The 18,544-nt window shown below is 59.0% G+C and carries 19 protein-coding genes; 12 read left to right on the plus strand and 7 right to left on the minus strand.

What is annotated here, in order from left to right; all coding sequences use genetic code 11:
* Window positions 1-1,282 (minus strand): peptidoglycan-binding protein (locus tag U9R81_RS15605; protein ID WP_322496353.1); only part of this gene is annotated, 1,282 nt, incomplete at its 3' end.
* A 123-nt stretch (window positions 1,283-1,405) separates the two neighbouring features.
* Here U9R81_RS15605 and U9R81_RS15610 point away from each other — a divergent pair.
* Window positions 1,406-2,068, plus strand: coding sequence for an endonuclease III (locus tag U9R81_RS15610; RefSeq protein ID WP_322496354.1), 663 nt, complete (start codon window positions 1,406-1,408; stop codon window positions 2,066-2,068).
* A 281-nt stretch (window positions 2,069-2,349) separates the two neighbouring features.
* On the opposite strand, the gene U9R81_RS15615 is transcribed toward U9R81_RS15610, so the two are convergent.
* Complete coding sequence (locus tag U9R81_RS15615; RefSeq protein WP_322496355.1) at window positions 2,350-3,768, minus strand: MFS transporter; 1,419 nt, start codon at window positions 3,766-3,768, stop codon at window positions 2,350-2,352.
* A gap of 123 nt (window positions 3,769-3,891) precedes the next feature.
* Between U9R81_RS15615 and U9R81_RS15620 the strand changes: the two genes are divergently transcribed.
* The 4 genes from U9R81_RS15620 (at window position 3,892) to U9R81_RS15635 (ending at window position 6,098) form a co-directional block, all read left to right on the plus strand.
* Window positions 3,892-4,866 carry a sodium-dependent bicarbonate transport family permease gene (locus tag U9R81_RS15620; RefSeq protein ID WP_322496356.1) on the plus strand — a complete coding sequence of 325 codons (975 nt, stop codon included), beginning with the start codon at window positions 3,892-3,894 and terminating at the stop codon, window positions 4,864-4,866.
* A 15-nt stretch (window positions 4,867-4,881) separates the two neighbouring features.
* Window positions 4,882-5,193, plus strand: coding sequence for a P-II family nitrogen regulator (locus tag U9R81_RS15625; RefSeq protein ID WP_322496357.1), 312 nt, complete (start codon window positions 4,882-4,884; stop codon window positions 5,191-5,193).
* A 51-nt stretch (window positions 5,194-5,244) separates the two neighbouring features.
* Window positions 5,245-5,646, plus strand: coding sequence for a GNAT family N-acetyltransferase (locus U9R81_RS15630; RefSeq protein WP_416180978.1), 402 nt, complete (start codon window positions 5,245-5,247; stop codon window positions 5,644-5,646).
* 236 nt (window positions 5,647-5,882) lie between these two features.
* Window positions 5,883-6,098 (plus strand): hypothetical protein, encoded by a 216-nt coding sequence (locus tag U9R81_RS15635; protein WP_322496359.1) that lies wholly within the window; start codon window positions 5,883-5,885, stop codon window positions 6,096-6,098.
* Here U9R81_RS15635 and U9R81_RS15640 read toward each other — a convergent pair.
* Window positions 6,054-7,076 (minus strand): gluconeogenesis factor YvcK family protein, encoded by a 1,023-nt coding sequence (locus U9R81_RS15640; protein WP_322496360.1) that lies wholly within the window; start codon window positions 7,074-7,076, stop codon window positions 6,054-6,056. The genes U9R81_RS15635 and U9R81_RS15640 overlap by 45 nt on opposite strands.
* An 81-nt stretch (window positions 7,077-7,157) precedes the next feature.
* Between U9R81_RS15640 and dcm the strand changes: the two genes are divergently transcribed.
* From dcm to U9R81_RS15660, 4 genes are all read left to right on the plus strand, one after another.
* The gene (gene dcm / locus U9R81_RS15645; protein WP_416180980.1) at window positions 7,158-8,171 is read left to right on the plus strand and encodes a DNA (cytosine-5-)-methyltransferase; all 1,014 of its coding nucleotides are present in this window, start codon (window positions 7,158-7,160) and stop codon (window positions 8,169-8,171) included.
* 30 nt (window positions 8,172-8,201) lie between these two features.
* Complete coding sequence (locus U9R81_RS15650) at window positions 8,202-8,405, plus strand: hypothetical protein (protein ID WP_322496362.1); 204 nt, start codon at window positions 8,202-8,204, stop codon at window positions 8,403-8,405.
* A gap of 166 nt (window positions 8,406-8,571) precedes the next feature.
* Window positions 8,572-9,222 carry a hypothetical protein gene (locus U9R81_RS15655; RefSeq protein WP_322496363.1) on the plus strand — a complete coding sequence of 217 codons (651 nt, stop codon included), beginning with the start codon at window positions 8,572-8,574 and terminating at the stop codon, window positions 9,220-9,222.
* Window positions 9,223-9,401: 179 nt separating this feature from the next.
* Window positions 9,402-9,953, plus strand: coding sequence for a DUF3267 domain-containing protein (locus tag U9R81_RS15660; protein ID WP_322496364.1), 552 nt, complete (start codon window positions 9,402-9,404; stop codon window positions 9,951-9,953).
* Here U9R81_RS15660 and U9R81_RS15665 read toward each other — a convergent pair.
* The 3 genes from U9R81_RS15665 to U9R81_RS15675 all read right to left on the minus strand — a co-directional run bounded on the left by U9R81_RS15665 (window position 9,902) and on the right by U9R81_RS15675 (window position 13,926).
* Window positions 9,902-11,182: a glycosyltransferase family 4 protein gene (locus tag U9R81_RS15665; protein ID WP_322496365.1), complete on the minus strand. Its 1,281-nt coding sequence runs from the start codon at window positions 11,180-11,182 to the stop codon at window positions 9,902-9,904. The two genes, U9R81_RS15660 and U9R81_RS15665, sit on opposite strands and share 52 nt — an antisense overlap.
* Window positions 11,183-11,422: 240 nt before the next feature.
* The gene (locus U9R81_RS15670; RefSeq protein WP_322496366.1) at window positions 11,423-12,775 is read right to left on the minus strand and encodes a tetratricopeptide repeat protein; all 1,353 of its coding nucleotides are present in this window, start codon (window positions 12,773-12,775) and stop codon (window positions 11,423-11,425) included.
* A gap of 152 nt (window positions 12,776-12,927) precedes the next feature.
* Window positions 12,928-13,926, minus strand: coding sequence for a molybdopterin-binding protein (locus U9R81_RS15675; RefSeq protein WP_322496367.1), 999 nt, complete (start codon window positions 13,924-13,926; stop codon window positions 12,928-12,930).
* Between the two features lie 124 nt (window positions 13,927-14,050).
* Between U9R81_RS15675 and U9R81_RS15680 the strand changes: the two genes are divergently transcribed.
* Window positions 14,051-14,875: a DUF3352 domain-containing protein gene (locus U9R81_RS15680; RefSeq protein WP_322496368.1), complete on the plus strand. Its 825-nt coding sequence runs from the start codon at window positions 14,051-14,053 to the stop codon at window positions 14,873-14,875.
* Here the strand turns inward: U9R81_RS15680 and U9R81_RS15685 are convergent.
* A complete protein-coding gene (locus U9R81_RS15685; protein ID WP_322496369.1) occupies window positions 14,853-15,245 on the minus strand; it encodes a hypothetical protein in 393 nt (130 codons plus the stop codon). The two genes, U9R81_RS15680 and U9R81_RS15685, sit on opposite strands and share 23 nt — an antisense overlap.
* Window positions 15,246-15,375: 130 nt before the next feature.
* Between U9R81_RS15685 and U9R81_RS15690 the strand changes: the two genes are divergently transcribed.
* Window positions 15,376-16,581, plus strand: a complete 1,206-nt coding sequence (locus tag U9R81_RS15690; RefSeq protein WP_322496370.1) for a methionine aminotransferase — start codon at window positions 15,376-15,378, stop codon at window positions 16,579-16,581.
* Between the two features lie 45 nt (window positions 16,582-16,626).
* Window positions 16,627-18,144, plus strand: a complete 1,518-nt coding sequence (locus U9R81_RS15695) for a carboxypeptidase M32 (RefSeq protein WP_416180979.1) — start codon at window positions 16,627-16,629, stop codon at window positions 18,142-18,144.
* The last annotated feature ends 400 nt before the right edge of the window (window positions 18,145-18,544 follow it).

The raw sequence follows: 18,544 nt of genomic DNA on the forward strand, positions 1-18,544 counted from the left end.
CTGCCGCCGCTTGCGGGTTCAGCGGGGAGAAGAGCGCGCAATCACGCGCTGCCAGATCCGCCGCCGGCACCCACGTGAAGGCAAACCCGGCGGCAGCAGTGACGAGCGGCGGCAGCGCCGGATCAGCCGGCAACCAGACTAACGACTCACTATCGGCAAAGCGCACCAACGCGCCCTGCCCCTGCCGATCCCACAAGACCAGCACCGGTTCGTCAAATTGTTCTGGGCGCAGCGGTGTGATCACGCCATCATCACTGACCTGCACCATCTGCGGGCGGAAGGGGTAGTCCCAGCTATACTTGCTGGCCGTCGCCATCTCTACAAACGCATAGATCACGCCATCGGCCAGCCGTTGCGGCGCGCGCACCAACGGGATCGCTGTTTCGCTGCTCTCTAGAACTGCGAATTCCTCACCGCTAATAGCGTCGATCCGGTAGAGGCCAAACCGGATATCAGGGCCGGGGCCGCCGCCGGCCACCGTTATCTCGCGGCTATCAACGCTCCACAGCTCCTCTTCGCAACAACTAAAGGCGCGCACTGGCTCGTCTGCCGGCCCGATAATCACCACTTCACCGCCGGGTATACCCATTTCCGGGAGCATCACTGCGAACAGCAAGAGCTGCACGCCGTCAGGCGACCACGCAACCGGTAGATAGCGCCACGCCGGATTGGCGAAATCTGGTTCCGCCGGCTCAGGATCATCGGCAAGCCCCAAGCTAGGCCGCCCGCCAGTGATATCACTGAAGTATACACCGCTCGGCGAATCATCCTGCCCGATGATCAAACCGGGGGCCGGATCGGTGAGATGGTAGACGACATATTGACCATCCGGCGAAATGCGGGGATGGCTGATAGCCCGTTCACTCACGAGCATCCGCCGGCCAGCGCCATCAAGGACAACCAGTTCATCGCCGGTGAGGTAGGCCAGCGTCCCGTTCTCGGCGACGCTCAGCTCACGCACCGGCTGCGGTTCGTAGGTGATTTGGACGAGGCGGTTGCCATCGGGTTCGAGACGCATGACCTGACCGTTTTGGATCACATAGACCGGGGCGGGGAGGGTAACGGCAGGGACAGGCGTAGGTGATGCTACTGCTACTGTTGCCGTGGCCAGCGGCAGCGTGGGGATAGCAGTCGGCAGCTCTGGCGAGGGCAAGTTGGTGACAGCGGTTGGCAACTCTGCCGCAGGCGTGGTCGTGGGCGAAGGCACTGGCGTGGGTGGCGCAGGAGCGCAGGACGCGAGCAATAGGAAGGCTATCCACCAAATCAACCAGCGTTTGTTCACGAACGCGCTCCTATAGGTGAATGAAACTGGCGCCCCACGCGCCACAGGTTGCCTTGCGCCAATGAGTTCGAGTATCATCATACGGCACGCCAGCGCAGTTGGCTAGGAGGAAGAGGAGGTTTTGTGACGGCGACGCAGTTCCCAATCGAGCAGGTGTTAGAGACGCTGGAACGCGAACTGGCCAAGTTTACGCTCCCGCTGATTGACCAGATGGGGGAAGTGAGCCAGACGCCATTCCGCATTTTGATTGCCACCATCCTCAGCCTGCGCACCAAAGACACGCTGACCGCCGTGGTGGCGCCGCGCTTGTTTGCGGTTGCCGATACGCCAGCCGCGATGCTGGAGATCGGTGAAGAGCGCATTGCTGAACTGATCTATCCGGTCGGCTTTTACCGGGTCAAAGCGCGCCAGATTGTCGCTATCTGCCGGATTCTGCTGGAAAAGTACAATGGCGAAGTGCCGTCTGACCTTGATGAACTGCTCAAGCTGCCCGGCGTGGGCCGCAAGACGGCCAATCTGGTGGTGACCGCCGGCTTTGGCCTACCCGGCATCTGCGTTGACATTCACGTCCACCGCATCTGCAACCGGTGGGGGTACGTGCAGACCCGCACCCCGGAAGAGACCGAAATGGCGCTGCGGGCCACACTGCCGCAACAGTATTGGATCCCGATCAACCGGCTGTTAGTGACGTTGGGCCAAAACATCTGCCACCCCACGTCGCCGAAGTGCAGTATTTGCCCGATCCGCGACGTGTGCCCACGAATTGGGGTGACGCGCAGCCGGTGACGCAAAGGCGCTGTAGAGCCGGACGGATGTCCGGCTCCGTAAAGGCGCCAAGAACGCTAAGAACGCAGAGAACGCTTAACGCAAAGGCGCAGAGAGCGCAAAGGACGCAGAGGTTTTGGAGGGTGGACAAGAGAGAAGTTGGTCGTTTTACCGGGATCTGCGGGCGGCGTGATAGATGCAGGCGGACTAGCCGCACCAATAGAGCCACCCACGCCACTGCCGCTCCCCTTATCATCCCTTTGCGATCTTCGCGCCCTTTGCGTCTTTGCTCGCTTTGCGCCTTAGCCTCGGTTGTGGCGCTCCGCCAGCCGCGCCAGCGTCTCAGCATGGCTAGCTTTGGTGATCGGATAGAACGCGGTCAAGATCATGCCGCAGATCAAGATCACCGTCGGCAGTGGGCCAATCAGCAGGCGGATCGCCAACAACGCACTTTCCGGCTGCTGGCCGGGCGGCAGATTTTCGTTGAAGCCGGCAACTTGCAGGGCCAGACCGACCAAAAATAGACCCAGCGCCAACCCCATCTTTTGCAGCAGCACCATAAACCCGTAAAACATCCCCTCGCGACGCTGGCCGGTCTCTAATTCATCGAGCTCGATCACATCGGGCATCATGCTCCACGGAATGAGGTAAGCAGTGGCCACGCCGGCCCCAGCCACTACGCCAAGCACCATCGCTAACGCAATCTGTTCGGGTTGGAGAAAAAAGAGAAACGCTTGCACGCCAATCCAGATCAGACTGCCGATCATATAGACCGCCTTCTTGCCGATCCGGCGGCTGACGGCGCTCCACACAAACAGAAAGACTAGCGCCGAGCCTTGCACGGCAAAGAGCATAATCGGGATCAGATCGTTGGCGCTGGCAAACGTGAGGCCAAAGGCAGAAGCCGGGAATTGCGGCACGCTGCCCAGCCAAAAGACGATAAAGAAGGTCAACACGCTCGACGTGACCTGCACCGCCAGCCACGAAAACATATAGATGCCAACCACGAAGAGAAACGGGCGATTCTTGAACACATAGCGAATTTGATCGGGCAGGCTAAGTTCTTCGGCGCCGGGTTCCGGCTCGTAGCGTTCGCGGGTGCCAAGGAAGCACCAGAGAAAGGGCACTGCGATCAATAAGCCTACAACCGCGCCAGATACCAGATAACCGATCTGCTGATCAGCAAACTGGCCAACGATAATCTGGTGCAAAATCCCGCCGAGCAAGCTACCGCCAATGCTAAAGGCGAACCGGTAGGAATTGAGCGCAGTGCGTTCATCGTAATCACGGGTCAATTCGGGTGTAAGCGCCGTATAGGGGACATTGACCACCGTAAAGGCCGTATCGAAGAGCAGCGCAATAATCAGATAGTAAATAAACTTGCCGGTGACTTCAAACGGCGGCACCACCCACTGCAAAAAGAAGAGGATACCAAACGGCGCGGCGCCGAAGAGCAACCATGGCCGCCGCCGGCCCCAACGGGTCTGGGTCTTGTCGGTCAACCAACCGATAATCGGATCGTTGACGGCATCCCAAATCTTGACGATCAACAGAACGGCGCCGGCCAAACCGGGCGGCAATCCGGCAATGGTGGTCAAGAAATAAAGTTGGAAGAACGAAGCCACAATCGTGGCGATCGCCGGGCCGAGATCGCCGGCGCCGAAGGCAAGACGAGTAGCAAGCGGCAGACGCTCTGATAATGCCGGCGTCGTAGCGGCCATAGGGTGCAACTCCTTGTGTGCAGAACAACGAACGATGGCAGATATTGTATCATTGTCAACGCCATTACGCGAAATGATAGAATATACACTATAGGCAAAAGCGCGCTTGCACAAGGGAAGGGTATGGCTATTCTTGAACTGATGCAGATCAATCTGCTCTCGCCGATGGTGTTGGCATTCGCGTTGGGAGTCATTGCTACGTTGGTGCATAGTGACCTGAAGCTGCCCGATGAACTGTACACAACCTTGTCAATCTACCTCTTGTTTGCGATCGGCCTCAAAGGCGGCATAGCGCTGGCTGAAACAAGTCTAGCCGCCTTTTGGGCGCCAGCGTTGGCCACATTGATCTTAGGCGTGGTCATCCCGCTGATTGCTTATGCTGTTGCCCGCCGGATCGGAAAGTTGAGCATCGCCGATTCGGCAGCGCTAGCAGCGCACTACGGCTCGGTGTCGGCGGTGACGTTCGCCGCATCACAGACATTTCTTGACACAATTGGGGTCCAGTACGAAGGATTTATGCCGGCGCTGGTAGCGATTCTCGAGGTGCCGGCGATCGTGATTGCGCTGCTGATTGCGCAAATGGCGGGCGGGCAGCAAGGCAGCGACTGGAAGGCTGCCGTGCGCGAATTGCTCACCAGCAAGAGCATCTTGCTCCTCGTCGGCGGCATGGTGATTGGCTGGCTGGCCGGCCCACGCGGCGGCAAAGAGGTGGCGCCGCTGTTTGTCGGTCTTTTCAAAGGGGCATTGACCTTCTTTCTGTTGGAATTGGGCATGGTCGCGGCGCGCCGGTTCCGCGATTTGCCGACGGCGGGCTTGTTTCTGCTCGGCTTTGCGATTATCATGCCAATTATCAACGGGGCACTTGGAGTCTGGCTCGGACATCTCGCCGGTCTCTCGCTCGGCGGTAGTACGATTTTGGGAGTCTTAGCCGCCAGCGCCTCGTATATTGCGGCGCCGGCGGCGGTGCGCATCGCTTTGCCGCAAGCCAACCCTGGCTTCTATCTGACTGCGGCGCTCGGTATCACCTTCCCATTTAACCTTGCGATTGGGCTACCCCTCTACTATACGCTGGCAACATGGATCACCGGCGGAGCATGAGGAAGGATGAGCATTATGGAGTTAACCACCATCAAACTTGTCACTATCATCTCCGAAGCAATTCTGGAAGAGCGCATCTTGCACGACCTGCAGCAGCTCGGCGCGCGCGGCTACTCCGTCGGCGAGGTACGCGGCGAGGGGACGCGAGGCGTGCATGCTAGCGAGTGGGAAGGGAAAAGCCTGCGGATCGAAACGCTGGTCGCGCCGGAAGTAGCCGATAAAATTCTGCAACATCTGGCCGCGGCCTATTTCCCGCACTTCGCCGTGATCGCGTATACGACTGATGTCCAAGTAGTGCGCGGCGAAAAGTTTCGTGGGCAGCGATGAAGGTTCAGATACGCGAGCTGTCAGCGAGCGATTACGCGCGCGTTCTCTACATTGGCGCAGCGGAGCCTGAGCGATCCCGTTGATGACCGGCTGATCAGACGGTTGTTGAACACTGAACCCAATGCGCGGCCTGACTTGCATTTGGCAGCGTGGAACGGTCAGCGCCTGATCAGTGTGGCGCTAGGCAGTGTGCGCTGGTATGACGAACTACTGGCAGGCGGGTCGCGCTTGTTAGTCGTTGATCCAGCTATGCAGCGCCGGGGGATCGGCGCTCACTTGCTAAATGAGCTAGAACAGCGGCTGCAAGCCATCGGCGTACACGAGCTGCGGGTGGGCAATCTCGCGCCTAACTATCTGTGGCCGGGAGTGCCGAAGGCAAATCAAGCGATGCATGCGCTGCTGTCACACCAAGGGTACGAGCTGGCTGGGGAAACCCTCAATATGACTGGTTAGCCGGCATCGATCTCATCCGCTGGAGCATCCGGCGCGCCCGCTTCGGGGAAACAGAACTCGCGGCGTGAGCCGGTGAGCGTTGGGGCGCAGCATGGCAGTAGGAAGCCATGCAAGCTGTGAGCGCCGATCCGCCGACCGCACTTGTCGCCGAACGTGATGGGGAGTACGGCGGCTTTGCGTGCTGGGATGGGAGCGGGTTCTGAGGCGCCTTTGGGCCAACCGGTGTTGATGAAGCGTTGCAAGGCCACGGTCTTGGCCGCGCGCTGCTCTGCGCCACTTTGGCCGCCATGGCGAGCACCGGCTATCGCCAGATCGAAATTAGTTGGGTTGGACCGCAAGCATTCTACACCCGCATCGCCGGCGCGCGTCCCGGACGGATCTGTTTGTTGTATCGCAAGCCTGTCAGCTTAGCCAGCCCGATCGAGCGCGATCTTCCACAGCGCCAGCCCTAACGTCTGGGGATCATGGCGGATAGTATCGGCCTTATTCCACACCTCACGCGGGCCGGGGTCGGACTCAGCCAGCTCGCGCACCAGCGGCTCAACCCCCAGCGCGCGGATCGCTTGCCGGTCGGCATCGGTCACCAGCAGCGGGTGCAGACCGGCGGCGCTGTAGCGGGCCGCCACCGCCGGATGCAGCGCCGTCGCATCGTTGATTAGAGCCACATCGAGCACACCGGGGCCGAGCACTTCAACCAACCGCGCCACGTGATCGGCGATCGTCATGCCATCGGTCTGGCCGGGTTGGGTCGTGGTATTGCAAACAAAGACAACGGTAGCAGGGGTGGCCCGCAGCGCCTCAACCACCCCATCAAAGCAGAGGGTGGCCAAAAGCGACGTGTAAAAGCTGCCCGGCCCGATCACAACCAGATCGGTGGCAGTGATAGCATCCAGCGCCGGCAGGTACGCAGCAGCCGGCGGATCGAGAAACAACCGGCGGATCGGCGGCTTGCCCAGCGCGCGCACCGCCGCCTCTTCAACCACGATCCGGCCATCGGCCAACTCAGCGCACAGACGGGTGTTCGCCGTCGAAACGGGCAGCACCTGCTCAGGGCAGGCCAACATCTGGCGGGCCATGGCGACCGCTGCCGCAAAATCCCCCTCCATCTGGGCCAAGCCAGCCAACATGAGATTGCCCACCGCCATGCCATCAAGGAAAGGCAAAGCAGCACTGCGCAACCGGTACTGCATCAACCGCGCCAATGGGCTCTGCGGATCAGCGGCGAGCGTCGCCAACAGATTGCGCAGATCGCCGGGAGCAGGAATATCGGCGATCATCCGGGCAGCGCCGGTGCTGCGACCCGAATCAGTCACCGCGATGATGGCCGTCCGTCCGGCAAAAAAAGACCGCGCACCGAGCAACACCTGCGCACTGCCGCCGCCGCCGCCGAGCGCGACCAAGCGGAGGGGAAGGAGATCGAGTTGGGACATGGGAGGCTCCTTATTATGAACTTGACAGCCATTAGAACATACTGTATACATCAACTACGTTCAAACGCAACCAATTCGGACATGCTCCTTATGGATAAGACAATCACCTTCATTGATCTATTCGCCGGCATTGGCGGCATCCGGCTAGCCTTGGAACGAGCGGGCGCAACCTGCGTCTTTTCGTCTGAATGGGATAAGATGGCCTGTCGCACCTACGAAGCTAATTTTGGTGAAAGACCTGCTGGCGATATTACGCAAATACCGGCAGATGATATTCCCGATCACGATATCTTAACTGCCGGTTTTCCCTGCCAACCTTTCAGCATCGCTGGCGTGACAAAACATAATGCGCTCGGCAAGGCGCATGGATTTGCCCATACCACCCAAGGAACCCTCTTTTTCGATGTAGCGCGTATCATCGATCGCAAAAGACCGCGCGCATTTTTGTTAGAAAATGTCAAAAACCTTGTCAGCCATGATCGTGGAAAAACCTTCCGAATTATTTATGAAACACTTACAGAAGAACTAGGATATTTTGTTTACTATAAAGTTATTGATGCTCGTTTCCTTGTACCACAACACCGTGAACGAATCTATATTGTTGGCTTCTCGGAACCTATTGCGTTTGAATTTCCAACTATTCCTGATCGAAAACCAAAATTACGAGATATTCTTGAATCTGACGTCGATCCAAAATACACACTTACCGATCATTTATGGAATTATTTGCAACAATATGCTGAAAAACACCGATCTAAAGGCAATGGCTTCGGCTTTGGCCTAGCAGATCTCGATCAAGTAACCCGTACATTAAGCGCCCGCTATTATAAAGACGGTTCTGAGATCTTGATTCCACAGGAAGGTAAAAATCCGCGCCGTCTCACCCCACGCGAATGTGCCCGCCTGATGGGTTTTCCAGAGAGTTTTAAGATTGTCTGTAGCGATACAAGCGCCTATCGGCAATTTGGCAATTCTGTGGTTGTGCCGGTAGTTGAACGTATTGCAAAAGAGATGATGAAGTCTCTGCACAATCCTATCCCAAAGCGCGAGCGAGCTTATAATTTACGCTTGTTTGAACTCTGCGAAACAAGATAGCTTGACAATACAAGCAAGGATGCCAACCACATGCCAAGCTATTTTTCTACCGATGCAGCAATTGCATATTTGCAAAGCGTGATAGTAAATAATAAAGCGCGAGGGATGATTGCCGAGATTGAATTAAAAAAAATTCGTACATCCATCACAAAAATTTCTTTCAGGAGCTTGGATTATCTCGCCCAAAACACCACAGTTTTATCAGTACCGCTATGCAGTTTTTGTTCTCCCTGAGCTTTATCACGATGATTCAGAAATAGCGCAAGCGGTTGATAGTTGGAATAAGAACAGAGGTTTTCAAGCCATCGCCACATTTCTTAACGAGAGTGGAATTGGCGTAATCATTTCAGGAGCGATAGGCTCACCATCAAACATCAATCAACTATCTTGGCAAAACTACTTGTACGCCAATGAACAACTCACTCCTTCCCATCATCTGTTTGCCCGTTGGCCAGAGCGTGGGCGCAGTGCGCGCGGCAACAGTTGGCATGAAGATATCAAAAACCGCTTCTCGCAAGCAAGTGCAGATCAACTTACGGCCCTTGCGCTAAAACAAGCCTTCTATTACAATTATCTCAAGCAGCATCTACACAAATCATTAGCCGATCCCTATGATGTCGATCTATTCATCGCCGGTTTTCGCGGTACTGTATTACCGGTCGAGGTTAAGGAGAAAAGCTCAACTGAACGCGGCGATTTTGGGCTGGATGCTGGCCGGATATTAATGATGTTACGTCTATGTCTTGCGACCCAAAGCAATAGTATGTATGTGATCCGCCAAGTTGATGCTAATGAACAACGAAGTTTTGTCGCATGGCGCTATACTCTTTTATCCGATATTGTCATGGGTTGTAGCTGGAACTTGCAGGCTGGCGGGAAAGGTATGCTCGGCGGTATGACCCAAACGGTGATGCTATCAGGTGAACTGTTCAAACCATTTCAACCAGATCTGCTGACTGAAGATTGGCTGCAACACTACGGCGATTTAACCAATTCAGTTCGTGAGTTGGCCAGCGCTTTTGCTAAGCAATTAGCAGCGTTTCTGCCGTAGCGAACCGGGTTTAGCATTTATCCCTTACCCTTATTCAGGACGAACAGCTTATGATCCTGTTTAACTACAGCGCGCCTTTTTGGATATTGAGAAAGGGGGTAGAGGGTTAGCTATTTCAAACATACCACGATACCGTACAGATAGCCCCCATCCTCATATTCCGCCGCGAGGTACAACCGATGAATACTCCTCAAACTGATTACCAACGGATCGACCGCTCGGTCTCATTTGCACAGGCCAACCTTGGCGCGCTGCTGTTTGGCCTGCCGCTGGCCCTGTTGCTCATCATTGCGCACCTCCTCATTCATCAAACGATGTTACTGACCGCATCATGGGAACTATTACTAGCCTTCGTGATTGGCGTTCTCGTTCACGAAGGGTTGCATGCCGCGGGGTGGACAATCGCCGGACGCCTGCCGCCCAGCGCGATCACGTTCGGCTTCAGCATCGAAGGTCTCGCCCCATTTGCCTATGCCAAGCAGCCGCTGCCGATCAACACCTACCGCTTCGGCGCAGCCCTGCCGTGCGTGGCGCTCGGCATCATCCCCGGCGTAATCGGCATTGCCGGCAATTGGCCGATGGTCACCAGTTTTGGCGCGATCATGACCCTCGGTGCCGGGGGTGATCTGCTGATTTTGTGGACGCTCCGGCGCGATCCGGCCACGGCGCTGGTGGTTGATCACCCCGATCGGGCGGGGTGTGAGGTATGGTTGCCGGCCAGCAACTCGTGATAGAGGGCCAGCGTCTGCCGGGCCACGACCGGCCAATCGAAGGTTGAGCGCACAATGCGCTCGCTCTCCGCACCCCATTCCGGCCAGCGCGCGCGGGCCGCCAACGCGACACGCAGTTGGGCCGTCAGATCATCGACATCACCCGGCTGCACCAGCAAGCCGTTGCGGCCCGGAAAGACCTTATCGGGAATGCCGCCGATTGCGCTGGCGACCACTGGCCGGCGGTGGATCATTGCTTCAAGCGTGACCAGCGAACTGCCTTCGTAGCGGGTAGGGTGAATGAAGAGATCAATCTCTTCGTAGAGACTGTGAAGTTCTTCGTCGCTCAGCCGTCCGACAAAGAGGGTATGATCGGCAATCCCGGCTGCGCGCGCCTGCTGTTCGAGCGCCTCGTACGCCGAGCCGCTGCCGACCAGCAACCAGCGCCAATTGGCCGGCAATTCATCGCGCAGGCGAGCCAGCGCTGCGATCAAGACATCAAAACCCTTGTTGGGTTCGAGCCGGCCCACGCTGAGCAACATCGGGCCGCCACTCGTCAACCCCAAGCGGAACCGCAGCGCCGCGCGCAGATCGCTGCGCACTTGACCGAGACACTCTTCAACATCGATTGCCGAAGGAATCACCACGACCTTGGCCGGCTCAACGCCGAGGTAGCGAGGCAGGTCGTCTTTGGTGCAGGCGTCGGTCGCAATCGCGCGATCAGCTTGGCGATGGCCATAGGCGTAGAGCAGCCGGAACGGCGCGTATGCCAGCCATTTGGCCCGATCAGGCGCGCGAAACTCTTCCATGCCGTGCGGGTTAGCAACAAACGGTGTGCTATGCAGACGCGGATCGCGCCGGCGGGCCATAGCGTAGCCAAAGGCGCACAACCCTTGTGTATGCACCACATCAAACGCGCCGGCCAGCACGCGCTGCGCAGCAAGATGACCAATTCGCCAACTGTACACCGGAAAATTGATCTGGCGGCCAACCACACCGTTCGGCGGCAGCAAGGGCGTGGTGTAGTCGTAGCGAAGGGTCTCGATCGCGTGGGGACGCAGATCGCCGCACTCAGCATTGGCCGGCGGCGTCTGCACATAGAGCGTCACTTCTACCCCTAACTTCGTCAGATACTTGGTAAGATGGTAGACATGCCGCTCAATGCCGCCAAAGCCGTGCAGCGGGAAGACCGCGCGCGCCAGCATCGCCGCCCGGATCGGGCGGGGATGAAGCGGATGGGTAGCGTCCATGGCTGCGCAATCCTTCCTCAGAATGAGTATCACTTCGTTGGGGTGATGATACCACAAGTTGAGAGAGAACGGTATGCACAGCACATTGGGGCCACCTGCTACTAGCCGTTTCTGTGCGGCAGTGTGACTGCCGCACGCCATAATCCGCCGCTACTCACATCTGGCGGAAGAGCGAGCCGCGCTGCGCCCATGCCCACGCATGAGCGGCAGTTACCTTGCCGCACGCCACAGCACTCCTACTCACATTTGGCGGAAGAGCGAGCCGCGCTGCGCCCATGCCCACGCATTGTTGGGATCGATCTCGACGGCGCGGGTCAGGTCAATGAACGCTTCTTCGTAAATCTTCAGCGCCTGATAGGTGGCGCCGCGCCGGCTCAGCACCCACGAGTCATCGGGGTTGAGTTCAAGCGCGCGGTTGAAATCTTCGATCGCCTCATTGTAATGGCGCATGAGGCGATAGGTTTCGCCACGCTCAGCGAGCACCCACACCACATCGGGTTTCAGTTCGAGCGCGCGGTTAAAATCGGCCAGCGCCTCTTCATAGCGGCTCAACACCCGGTACACCTGACCGCGGCTGCCCAGCGCCCACGCATGATCGGGTTGCAATTCGATCGCGCGGCTAAAATCGGCCAACGCTTCGTTGTAGCGGCGGCGCAGGCGAAAAATCTCGCCCCGTTCGGCCAATGCGCCCACGTGATTAGGTTCAAGCTCGATCACGCGACTGAAATCGGCCAGCGCCTCATCAACCCGATCGGCGGCGCGATGCAAGAGGCCACGCTGCATATAGACCCATGCATAACCGGGATCGAGTTCGAGCGCGCGATTGAAATCGGCCAGCGCCTCTTCGGCAGCACCGAGCGCGCGGAAGGTCGCGCCGCGGCTGCCTAACGCCCAAGCGTAGTCGGGATCAAGCTCGATAGCACGGCTGAGGTCAAGCAACGCGCCATCGTAGTCGTCGGCTAAGCGACGCGCTTCACCGCGCTCGGCATAGAGCCATGCCAGATTGTCTTGCAAGGCGATGGCGGCGTCAAAATCGGCGATGGCCGCTGGATAATCGCGCAATTCGCGGTAAGTAATGCCGCGATGGCCCAGCGCCCATGGGTAATTGGGGTCAATGGCCAACGCTTGCGTAAACGCCTCGATCGCTTCCGGGTAGCGACGCAGCGCGCGCAGCGCCTCGCCGCGCTCGGCATGCACCCATGCCAGCGCCGGATTCAGCGCCAACGCCGCGTCAAAGTCGGCGATCGCCTCGTGATGGCGGCGCATTGCCCGCCATACTTGACCGCGACTCCCCAATGCCCATGGATATTCAGGTCGCAACTCGATCGCGCGCGAAAAGGCTGCACTAGCCTCTTCATAGCGGCGCAGCATACGCAACGTCTCGCCGCGCTCAGCATGATACGCTGCATCTTCAGGATCAAGTTCACACGCTCGCGTCAGATCAGCCAACGATTCGGCCATCCTTCCCAATTCACGCAGCACTTGCCCACGCTGAAAGTAGGCCCACGCATAGTTCTCATCGAGCGCAATAGCCCGGTTGAAATCGGCCAACGCCGCTTCGCGCCGGTCGTGGTAGAGACTTTCAAGATTCATCATTCCCCCCTTTTAGCGTGTTCAGGCGTGCTGGCAACTATATTACCATTACGCAAACGGCTGCGGCGAAGTTGCCCTAGCGATCATCGCGTATCACCGTAACACGTGCGGCAGTTTTACTGCCGCAATCCATAACGAGGCCGGTTTGTACTTTATCCGCGCCGAGAGACGCCAAGCAAGCCGCCGAGGCCGAGGGCAGCAATCTCGCGCCGGCCCAGCCGTTCATTCGCCATCAGGCGCGGCAGAATCAGATCAACAATGTTCTGGTCTCGCGAACGCACACAGCCGGGAGCGCCGATCAGCGGGACAGCATCACCGGCGTGGTGAAGATAGGCCAGCAACAACAGATTCCCCGGCTCAACCGGCGCGCCGTAATGAGCAATCTCGCCACCCAACCGCCGCACAGCACGCGGGATGACATCATCGCGATCGACCACTGATGTTTCGCCGGCAGTGATGAGCAGATCGGCCCCCGCCGCTATCAATGCTGCGAGTCCGGCGGCCACGTCATGTTCATCCGGCGGCAAATCCCGGCACGCCACCATCGTCGCCCCTAGATCAGCAATCCGTCCGGCAATCGCCGGCAACATGCCACGTTCCACCCGCGCCCGCGCTGCCGGACTGCTCACCAGTGCAACCCCAATGCGCCGCCGCACCAATGGCGCCACCCGTAACACGCCGGCTTCGCCAGTCGCAGCGGCGGCTTGGGCGAGATCGGCTTCTGGTACAGCGAATGGGATGATCTTGATCGTTGCCAGCATCTGCCCATCCGTTACTTGGGTATAGGGCGGCAGTGTCGCCACAGTCAGGCCGTCGATCAGGTTGATTGACAATAAGGCTTCAGCATCGATCAGCAATGGGCCGGCAATAGTTGCCCTCAGATTCACCCGGCCTGCATACGGCTCACCAATCACGACTCCCGGCCCGGCCACGATCTGCGCCAAGCGAATGGCCGCTTCGTCTTCGTGGATGTCATCGGGCGCCAGCACCGCCACCCGCACCGCCGGCGCCCCCAGTTCGATCAGACGAGGCACATCCTCGGCGCGCAACCGCCGGCCTTTACTAAAGGCTTTTCGTCCTTGCGCATCGGCCAGATTGTGACAGAGAATATGCCCAACCGCCGCTGCCGGCGGCAAGGTTTCGATCCGCATAGAGGCCCGCCTATCATGAGGATGCCCAGAACCGTTGGCGCCACTGCTGTGCAGGGAGCCAAGCCACATCTGTAAATTATGGTACCATAGCTAAGAGTGGAATAAACCGTTATTTGATAAGACTATGATCAAAACATCAACGATGCCCCGCGAACGCGGGCTTGGCTACGCTTTCATCGGCGGGCTTGCCATCACCCTGATCGCCGCCCTGCTTGGCGCGCTCTTCATCTATTGGTTCACAACCGTCCAACGCGGCCCGGCGCCGGCTGAATTACTGCCGGCAGATGTGCAGCTCTATGCGAGTTTATCGCCAACCCTCAGTGATATACCCGAACAACCGCGAATCGAACGGGCACTCAGCGAGGTATTTGGCCTCACTATGCCGGCAGATGCGGCGACCAACGTGGCCGCCGTGCTCGGCGTGAAACTCAATAGCGATGTGATCACGTGGATCGGGAGCGATATTGCGGTCGTGGTGCGTGACTTTACCCCAGTCACAAGAGATGTGGCCGCCGATCTGGTCGAGAATGGCGAGGTACTGGTCTTTCTGGCGTCGCGCAACGATCCGCTCGCCAAGATCTTTTTAGACAAATATCTGGAAGTGCGCCGCAACCGGGGTGAAACGTTTACCGAGCAACGGGTCGGTGACACAACGATCTATGTTGGCGAGATTGCCAGCCCGCTACGCGCGGTCGGCTTGATCGAGCACTACCTTGTCTTTTCCAACCGGCCAGAAGCCTTACTTGATCTGGCAGCCGGCCCGGATCGACCGGACCGGCTCGCCAGCGTGCCTGCCTTTCAGCAATTCCGTGAGACGATAGCGACCGTGCGTTCCGGCGCGCTCTACACCGATGGTTCGCCCGCCGCCGAGGCCGCGCGGGCGGCGGTGCGAACATGGTTGGTGAAGGTGTTGGGGGAAGGAACGGCTATTCACCGTTCTTCTCAATGATCGGCTCTTTGTTGCTCGCCGGCGGCGGAGTAGGGCGACGGTTCCAATTCAACGCCTGCCCTAGCAATGCCCACATCCGCTGTTCGATGGCTGCCTCGCGGCCAATCAGCAGCAGGCTCACGCCGCCAAGCACCAGAATGCCCGGCCACACCAAATTGATCAGCGAGAGCAGCGCCAAGCCCACACCCCACAACAAGGCCTGCACTGCTTCGTTGGTGCGGCCAAGGCTGCGCTGGCGGCGGTAGATGGCGATGCCGCCGCCGGCCAGCAACGCAATCGGCGCCAGCCACCACAACTTGAAGATCGCGACAATGCCCAACGCAACCAGCAACAGACCGAACAGGCGAGTCTGATCATGCTGCGACGACATACGTTTCCTCCTTCAGTGCGCCTATCCTTCATTCACTGCCAGTATGACGCCGGTGCAGTCGCAAAAGTTGCACCGGTCTGTGGTACCATACAGCCAGCCGGTTCTTCTGCCAGACACCAGAGGTTCACCGATGACCACAGCCCCCAGCGCCGAGCGCATTCGCCAGTTTGGCACTACGATTTTTGCCGAAATCAGCGCCCTTGCCATGCAATGCGGCGCGGTCAATTTAGGGCAAGGCTTCCCTGATTTCGCCGGGCCGGAATGGGTCAAGCAAGCGGCTGCCAGCGCCATCGCCGCTGACGCCAACCAGTACGCGCCTTACATTGGCGTGCCCCGGCTACGCGAAGCGATCGCTGCCACATGGCAGGCCCACGGCTGGCGCACGATCGATCCACAGACCGAAGTGACTGTCACCAGCGGCGCGACCGAAGCGCTCTTTGCGGCGGTGCAGGCGTTGGTCAACCCCGGCGACGAGGTGATTCTGTTCGAGCCGTTTTACGATGCGTATTTGCCGGATGTAACGATGGCCGGCGGTGTGCCGCGCTTCATCCGCCTCCACCCACCGGCTGACGGCCAGCTAGGGTGGTGGTTTGATCCGGCGGAATTGCAAGCTGCCTTTTCGCCGCGCACGCGCCTGTTGATGCTGAATACCCCGCACAACCCGACCGGCAAGGTCTTTCGCCGGGCCGAACTCGAGCAGATCGCCGAGTTATGCCAGACGTACGATGTGATGGTGGTATCGGATGAGGTCTATGACCAGTTGGTGTTTGCCGGCGCCGAACATATTCCGATCGCTACCCTGCCGGGAATGTGGGAGCGCACCCTGACAATCAACAGTCTTGGCAAGACCTTTAGCCTCACTGGTTGGAAGATCGGGTACGCAGTCGGCCCGGCCCACCTCAACGCTGCGCTGCGCGCGGCCCACCAGTGGATCACTTTCGCCACCGCCACCCCGTTGCAATTTGCGGCGGCGGCGGCGCTCGAAGAGGCGCTGCGCAACGGCTATTACGCCCAGTTTCGGGCTGAGTATACCGCCCGCTACCAGCTCTTGGCCGAGATACTGGCGAGTGTTGATCTGCCAGTGTTGCCAACCGAAGGCAGCTACTTCTTGATGGCCGATATTTCCTCAACCGGGTTTCGCGACGATGTCGTCTTTTGCCGCTTCCTCACCAAAGAAGTTGGCGTCGCCGCGATCCCGCCCTCGGCCTTTTACGCCCGCCAGCACGATTTGCCGCTGCTGGCCCGGTTTTGTTTTGCCAAACGCGACGAGACCTTCCGCGCCGCCCAGCAACGGCTGCTGGCGTGGCGGCAACGCCAAAACGCAAAAGACGGGTAGTGCCTGAGATCCATCTTGGCACTTACTAGAAAGCGAGTTATACCCATGGAAGCCCGTTTGCACGAACTCCGCGCCCGTTTGCAGGAAATTGACGACATCAACAGCGCAGCCGCGGTGCTGGGGTGGGATCAGAGCACCTATATGCCGCCCGGTGGCGCTCCTGCCCGCGCCCGCCAACTGGCCACTCTCTCGCGGCTGGCCCACGCACGCAGCACCGACCCCGCCTTGGGGCGCTTACTGGCTGAGCTGATGCCCTATAGCGAACAGTTGCCATACGATCACCCTGACGCGGCGCTAATCCGGGTAGCGCAACGCAATTACGAGCGGATGATCCGGATTCCGGTCGATCTCGCGAGTGACATTGCGGCGCACACAGCGGCCAGCTATCACGCATGGACGCAAGCCCGCCCGGCGAATGATTTCGCCACCATGTTGCCGTATCTCGAACGCACACTCGAACTGAGCCGGCGAGTGGCCGACTGCTTCCCCGGCTACGAGCATCCCGCCGACCCGCTGATCGATTTCAGCGACTATGGCATGCGCGCTGCGGTGATTCGCGATCTCTTTGCCCGCCTGCGCGCCGGTCTCACCCCAATCATCCGGGCCATTGCCGCCCAGCCGCCAATTGACGACTCGTGTCTGCGCAAATACTATCCGCGCAATGATCAACTGGCCTTTGGCGAGCAGATCATTTGCCAATTCGGGTATGACTTCGAGCGCGGGCGGCAAGACCTTACCCACCATCCGTTTGCCACCAAGTTCTCGATCGGCGATGTGCGCATCACCACCCGCATTAACGAACATGATTTAGGCGATGGCCTGTTTAGCACCCTGCACGAATCAGGCCACGCCATGTACGAACAGGGTATCGATCCAGCGTTTGAGGGCACCCCGCTCTGCATCGGCGTATCGGCAGGTGTGCATGAAAGCCAATCGCGACTGTGGGAAAATCTGATCGGTCGCTCACGGCCATTCTGGGAGCATTTCTACCCAGAGTTGCAGCAGACCTTCCCGCAGCAGCTCGGCAACGTCCCGCTCGACGAATTCTACCGCGCGATCAACCGGGTGCAGCCGTCGCTCATCCGCACCGATTCCGATGAAGTCACTTACAATCTGCACGTGATGATCCGGTTTGATCTGGAATTGGCGCTGCTCGAGGGCAGCTTAAAGCTGCGTGACCTGCCCGAAGCATGGAATGCGCGCTACGCCGAGGATTTAGGGGTGACGGTGCCCGACTACCGCGATGGCGTGCTGCAAGACATGCATTGGTTTGGCGGCCTGATCGGCGGCGCGTTCCAAGGTTATACGATAGGAAACATCCTCAGCGCGCAGATCCTTGCCACCGCACGCGCGGCGCACCCCGAAATTGATGACGAGATTGGCCGGGGTGAATTCGCCACCCTGCACGGCTGGCTGCGTGAGCATATCTACCGCCACGGCAGCGTCTATACGCCAAACGAACTGATCGAGCGCGCGACCGGCAAGCCGATGGAGATTGAGCCGTATCTGACCTATCTGCGTCAGAAGTATGCCGCGATCTACGGGATCGCGTTGGAGGGGTGAGGATGCCACTAGCCCCGCTGTGCTGCATAGCGTGCGGGTTCAACTCCCATCGTCCGTGAGGATGCCCCCCTCCCTCGCTGGGGGAGGGGGGTGTGGCTCCCTCCGCCGGAGGGTTGAGGGGTGAACAGAATATTCCAAAACCCCTTCGCGCCTTTGCGTGTTCATTCCTCTGCGTCTTTGCTCACTTGGCGGCTTGCGCATGGCCCTCACCCCCCGGCCCCCTCTCCCACCTTTCGGCGGGAGAGGGGGAGTCGCTGAATGGCGGGCAAGACAGAGCGGGAGCGGAATATAGTAGCTCCCCTCTCCCGCAATGCGGGAGAGGGGCTAGGGGTGAGGGTAGCATCGCTCCCTCCCCCGGAGGGGGAGGGCTGGGGTGGGGGCCGTCCTTGCAAAGGCCACC

It is taken from the genome of Chloroflexus sp. (genome assembly GCF_034435895.1).
Lineage (GTDB): Bacteria > Chloroflexota > Chloroflexia > Chloroflexales > Chloroflexaceae > Chloroflexus.

Coding starts and splice junctions, on each gene's coding strand:
- U9R81_RS15620 (WP_322496356.1), top strand. CDS start 3,892: ATGGCTATTCTTGAACTGATGCAGATCAATCTGCTCTCGCCGATGGTG.
- U9R81_RS15640 (WP_322496360.1), bottom strand. CDS start 7,076: ATGTCCCAACTCGATCTCCTTCCCCTCCGCTTGGTCGCGCTCGGCGGC.
- U9R81_RS15665 (WP_322496365.1), bottom strand. CDS start 11,182: ATGGACGCTACCCATCCGCTTCATCCCCGCCCGATCCGGGCGGCGATG.
- U9R81_RS15615 (WP_322496355.1), bottom strand. CDS start 3,768: ATGGCCGCTACGACGCCGGCATTATCAGAGCGTCTGCCGCTTGCTACT.
- U9R81_RS15690 (WP_322496370.1), top strand. CDS start 15,376: ATGACCACAGCCCCCAGCGCCGAGCGCATTCGCCAGTTTGGCACTACG.
- U9R81_RS15670 (WP_322496366.1), bottom strand. CDS start 12,775: ATGAATCTTGAAAGTCTCTACCACGACCGGCGCGAAGCGGCGTTGGCC.
- U9R81_RS15695 (WP_416180979.1), top strand. CDS start 16,627: ATGGAAGCCCGTTTGCACGAACTCCGCGCCCGTTTGCAGGAAATTGAC.
- U9R81_RS15625 (WP_322496357.1), top strand. CDS start 4,882: ATGGAGTTAACCACCATCAAACTTGTCACTATCATCTCCGAAGCAATT.
- dcm (WP_416180980.1), top strand. CDS start 7,158: ATGCTCCTTATGGATAAGACAATCACCTTCATTGATCTATTCGCCGGC.
- U9R81_RS15680 (WP_322496368.1), top strand. CDS start 14,051: ATGATCAAAACATCAACGATGCCCCGCGAACGCGGGCTTGGCTACGCT.
- U9R81_RS15685 (WP_322496369.1), bottom strand. CDS start 15,245: ATGTCGTCGCAGCATGATCAGACTCGCCTGTTCGGTCTGTTGCTGGTT.
- U9R81_RS15650 (WP_322496362.1), top strand. CDS start 8,202: ATGCCAAGCTATTTTTCTACCGATGCAGCAATTGCATATTTGCAAAGC.
- U9R81_RS15660 (WP_322496364.1), top strand. CDS start 9,402: ATGAATACTCCTCAAACTGATTACCAACGGATCGACCGCTCGGTCTCA.
- U9R81_RS15675 (WP_322496367.1), bottom strand. CDS start 13,926: ATGCGGATCGAAACCTTGCCGCCGGCAGCGGCGGTTGGGCATATTCTC.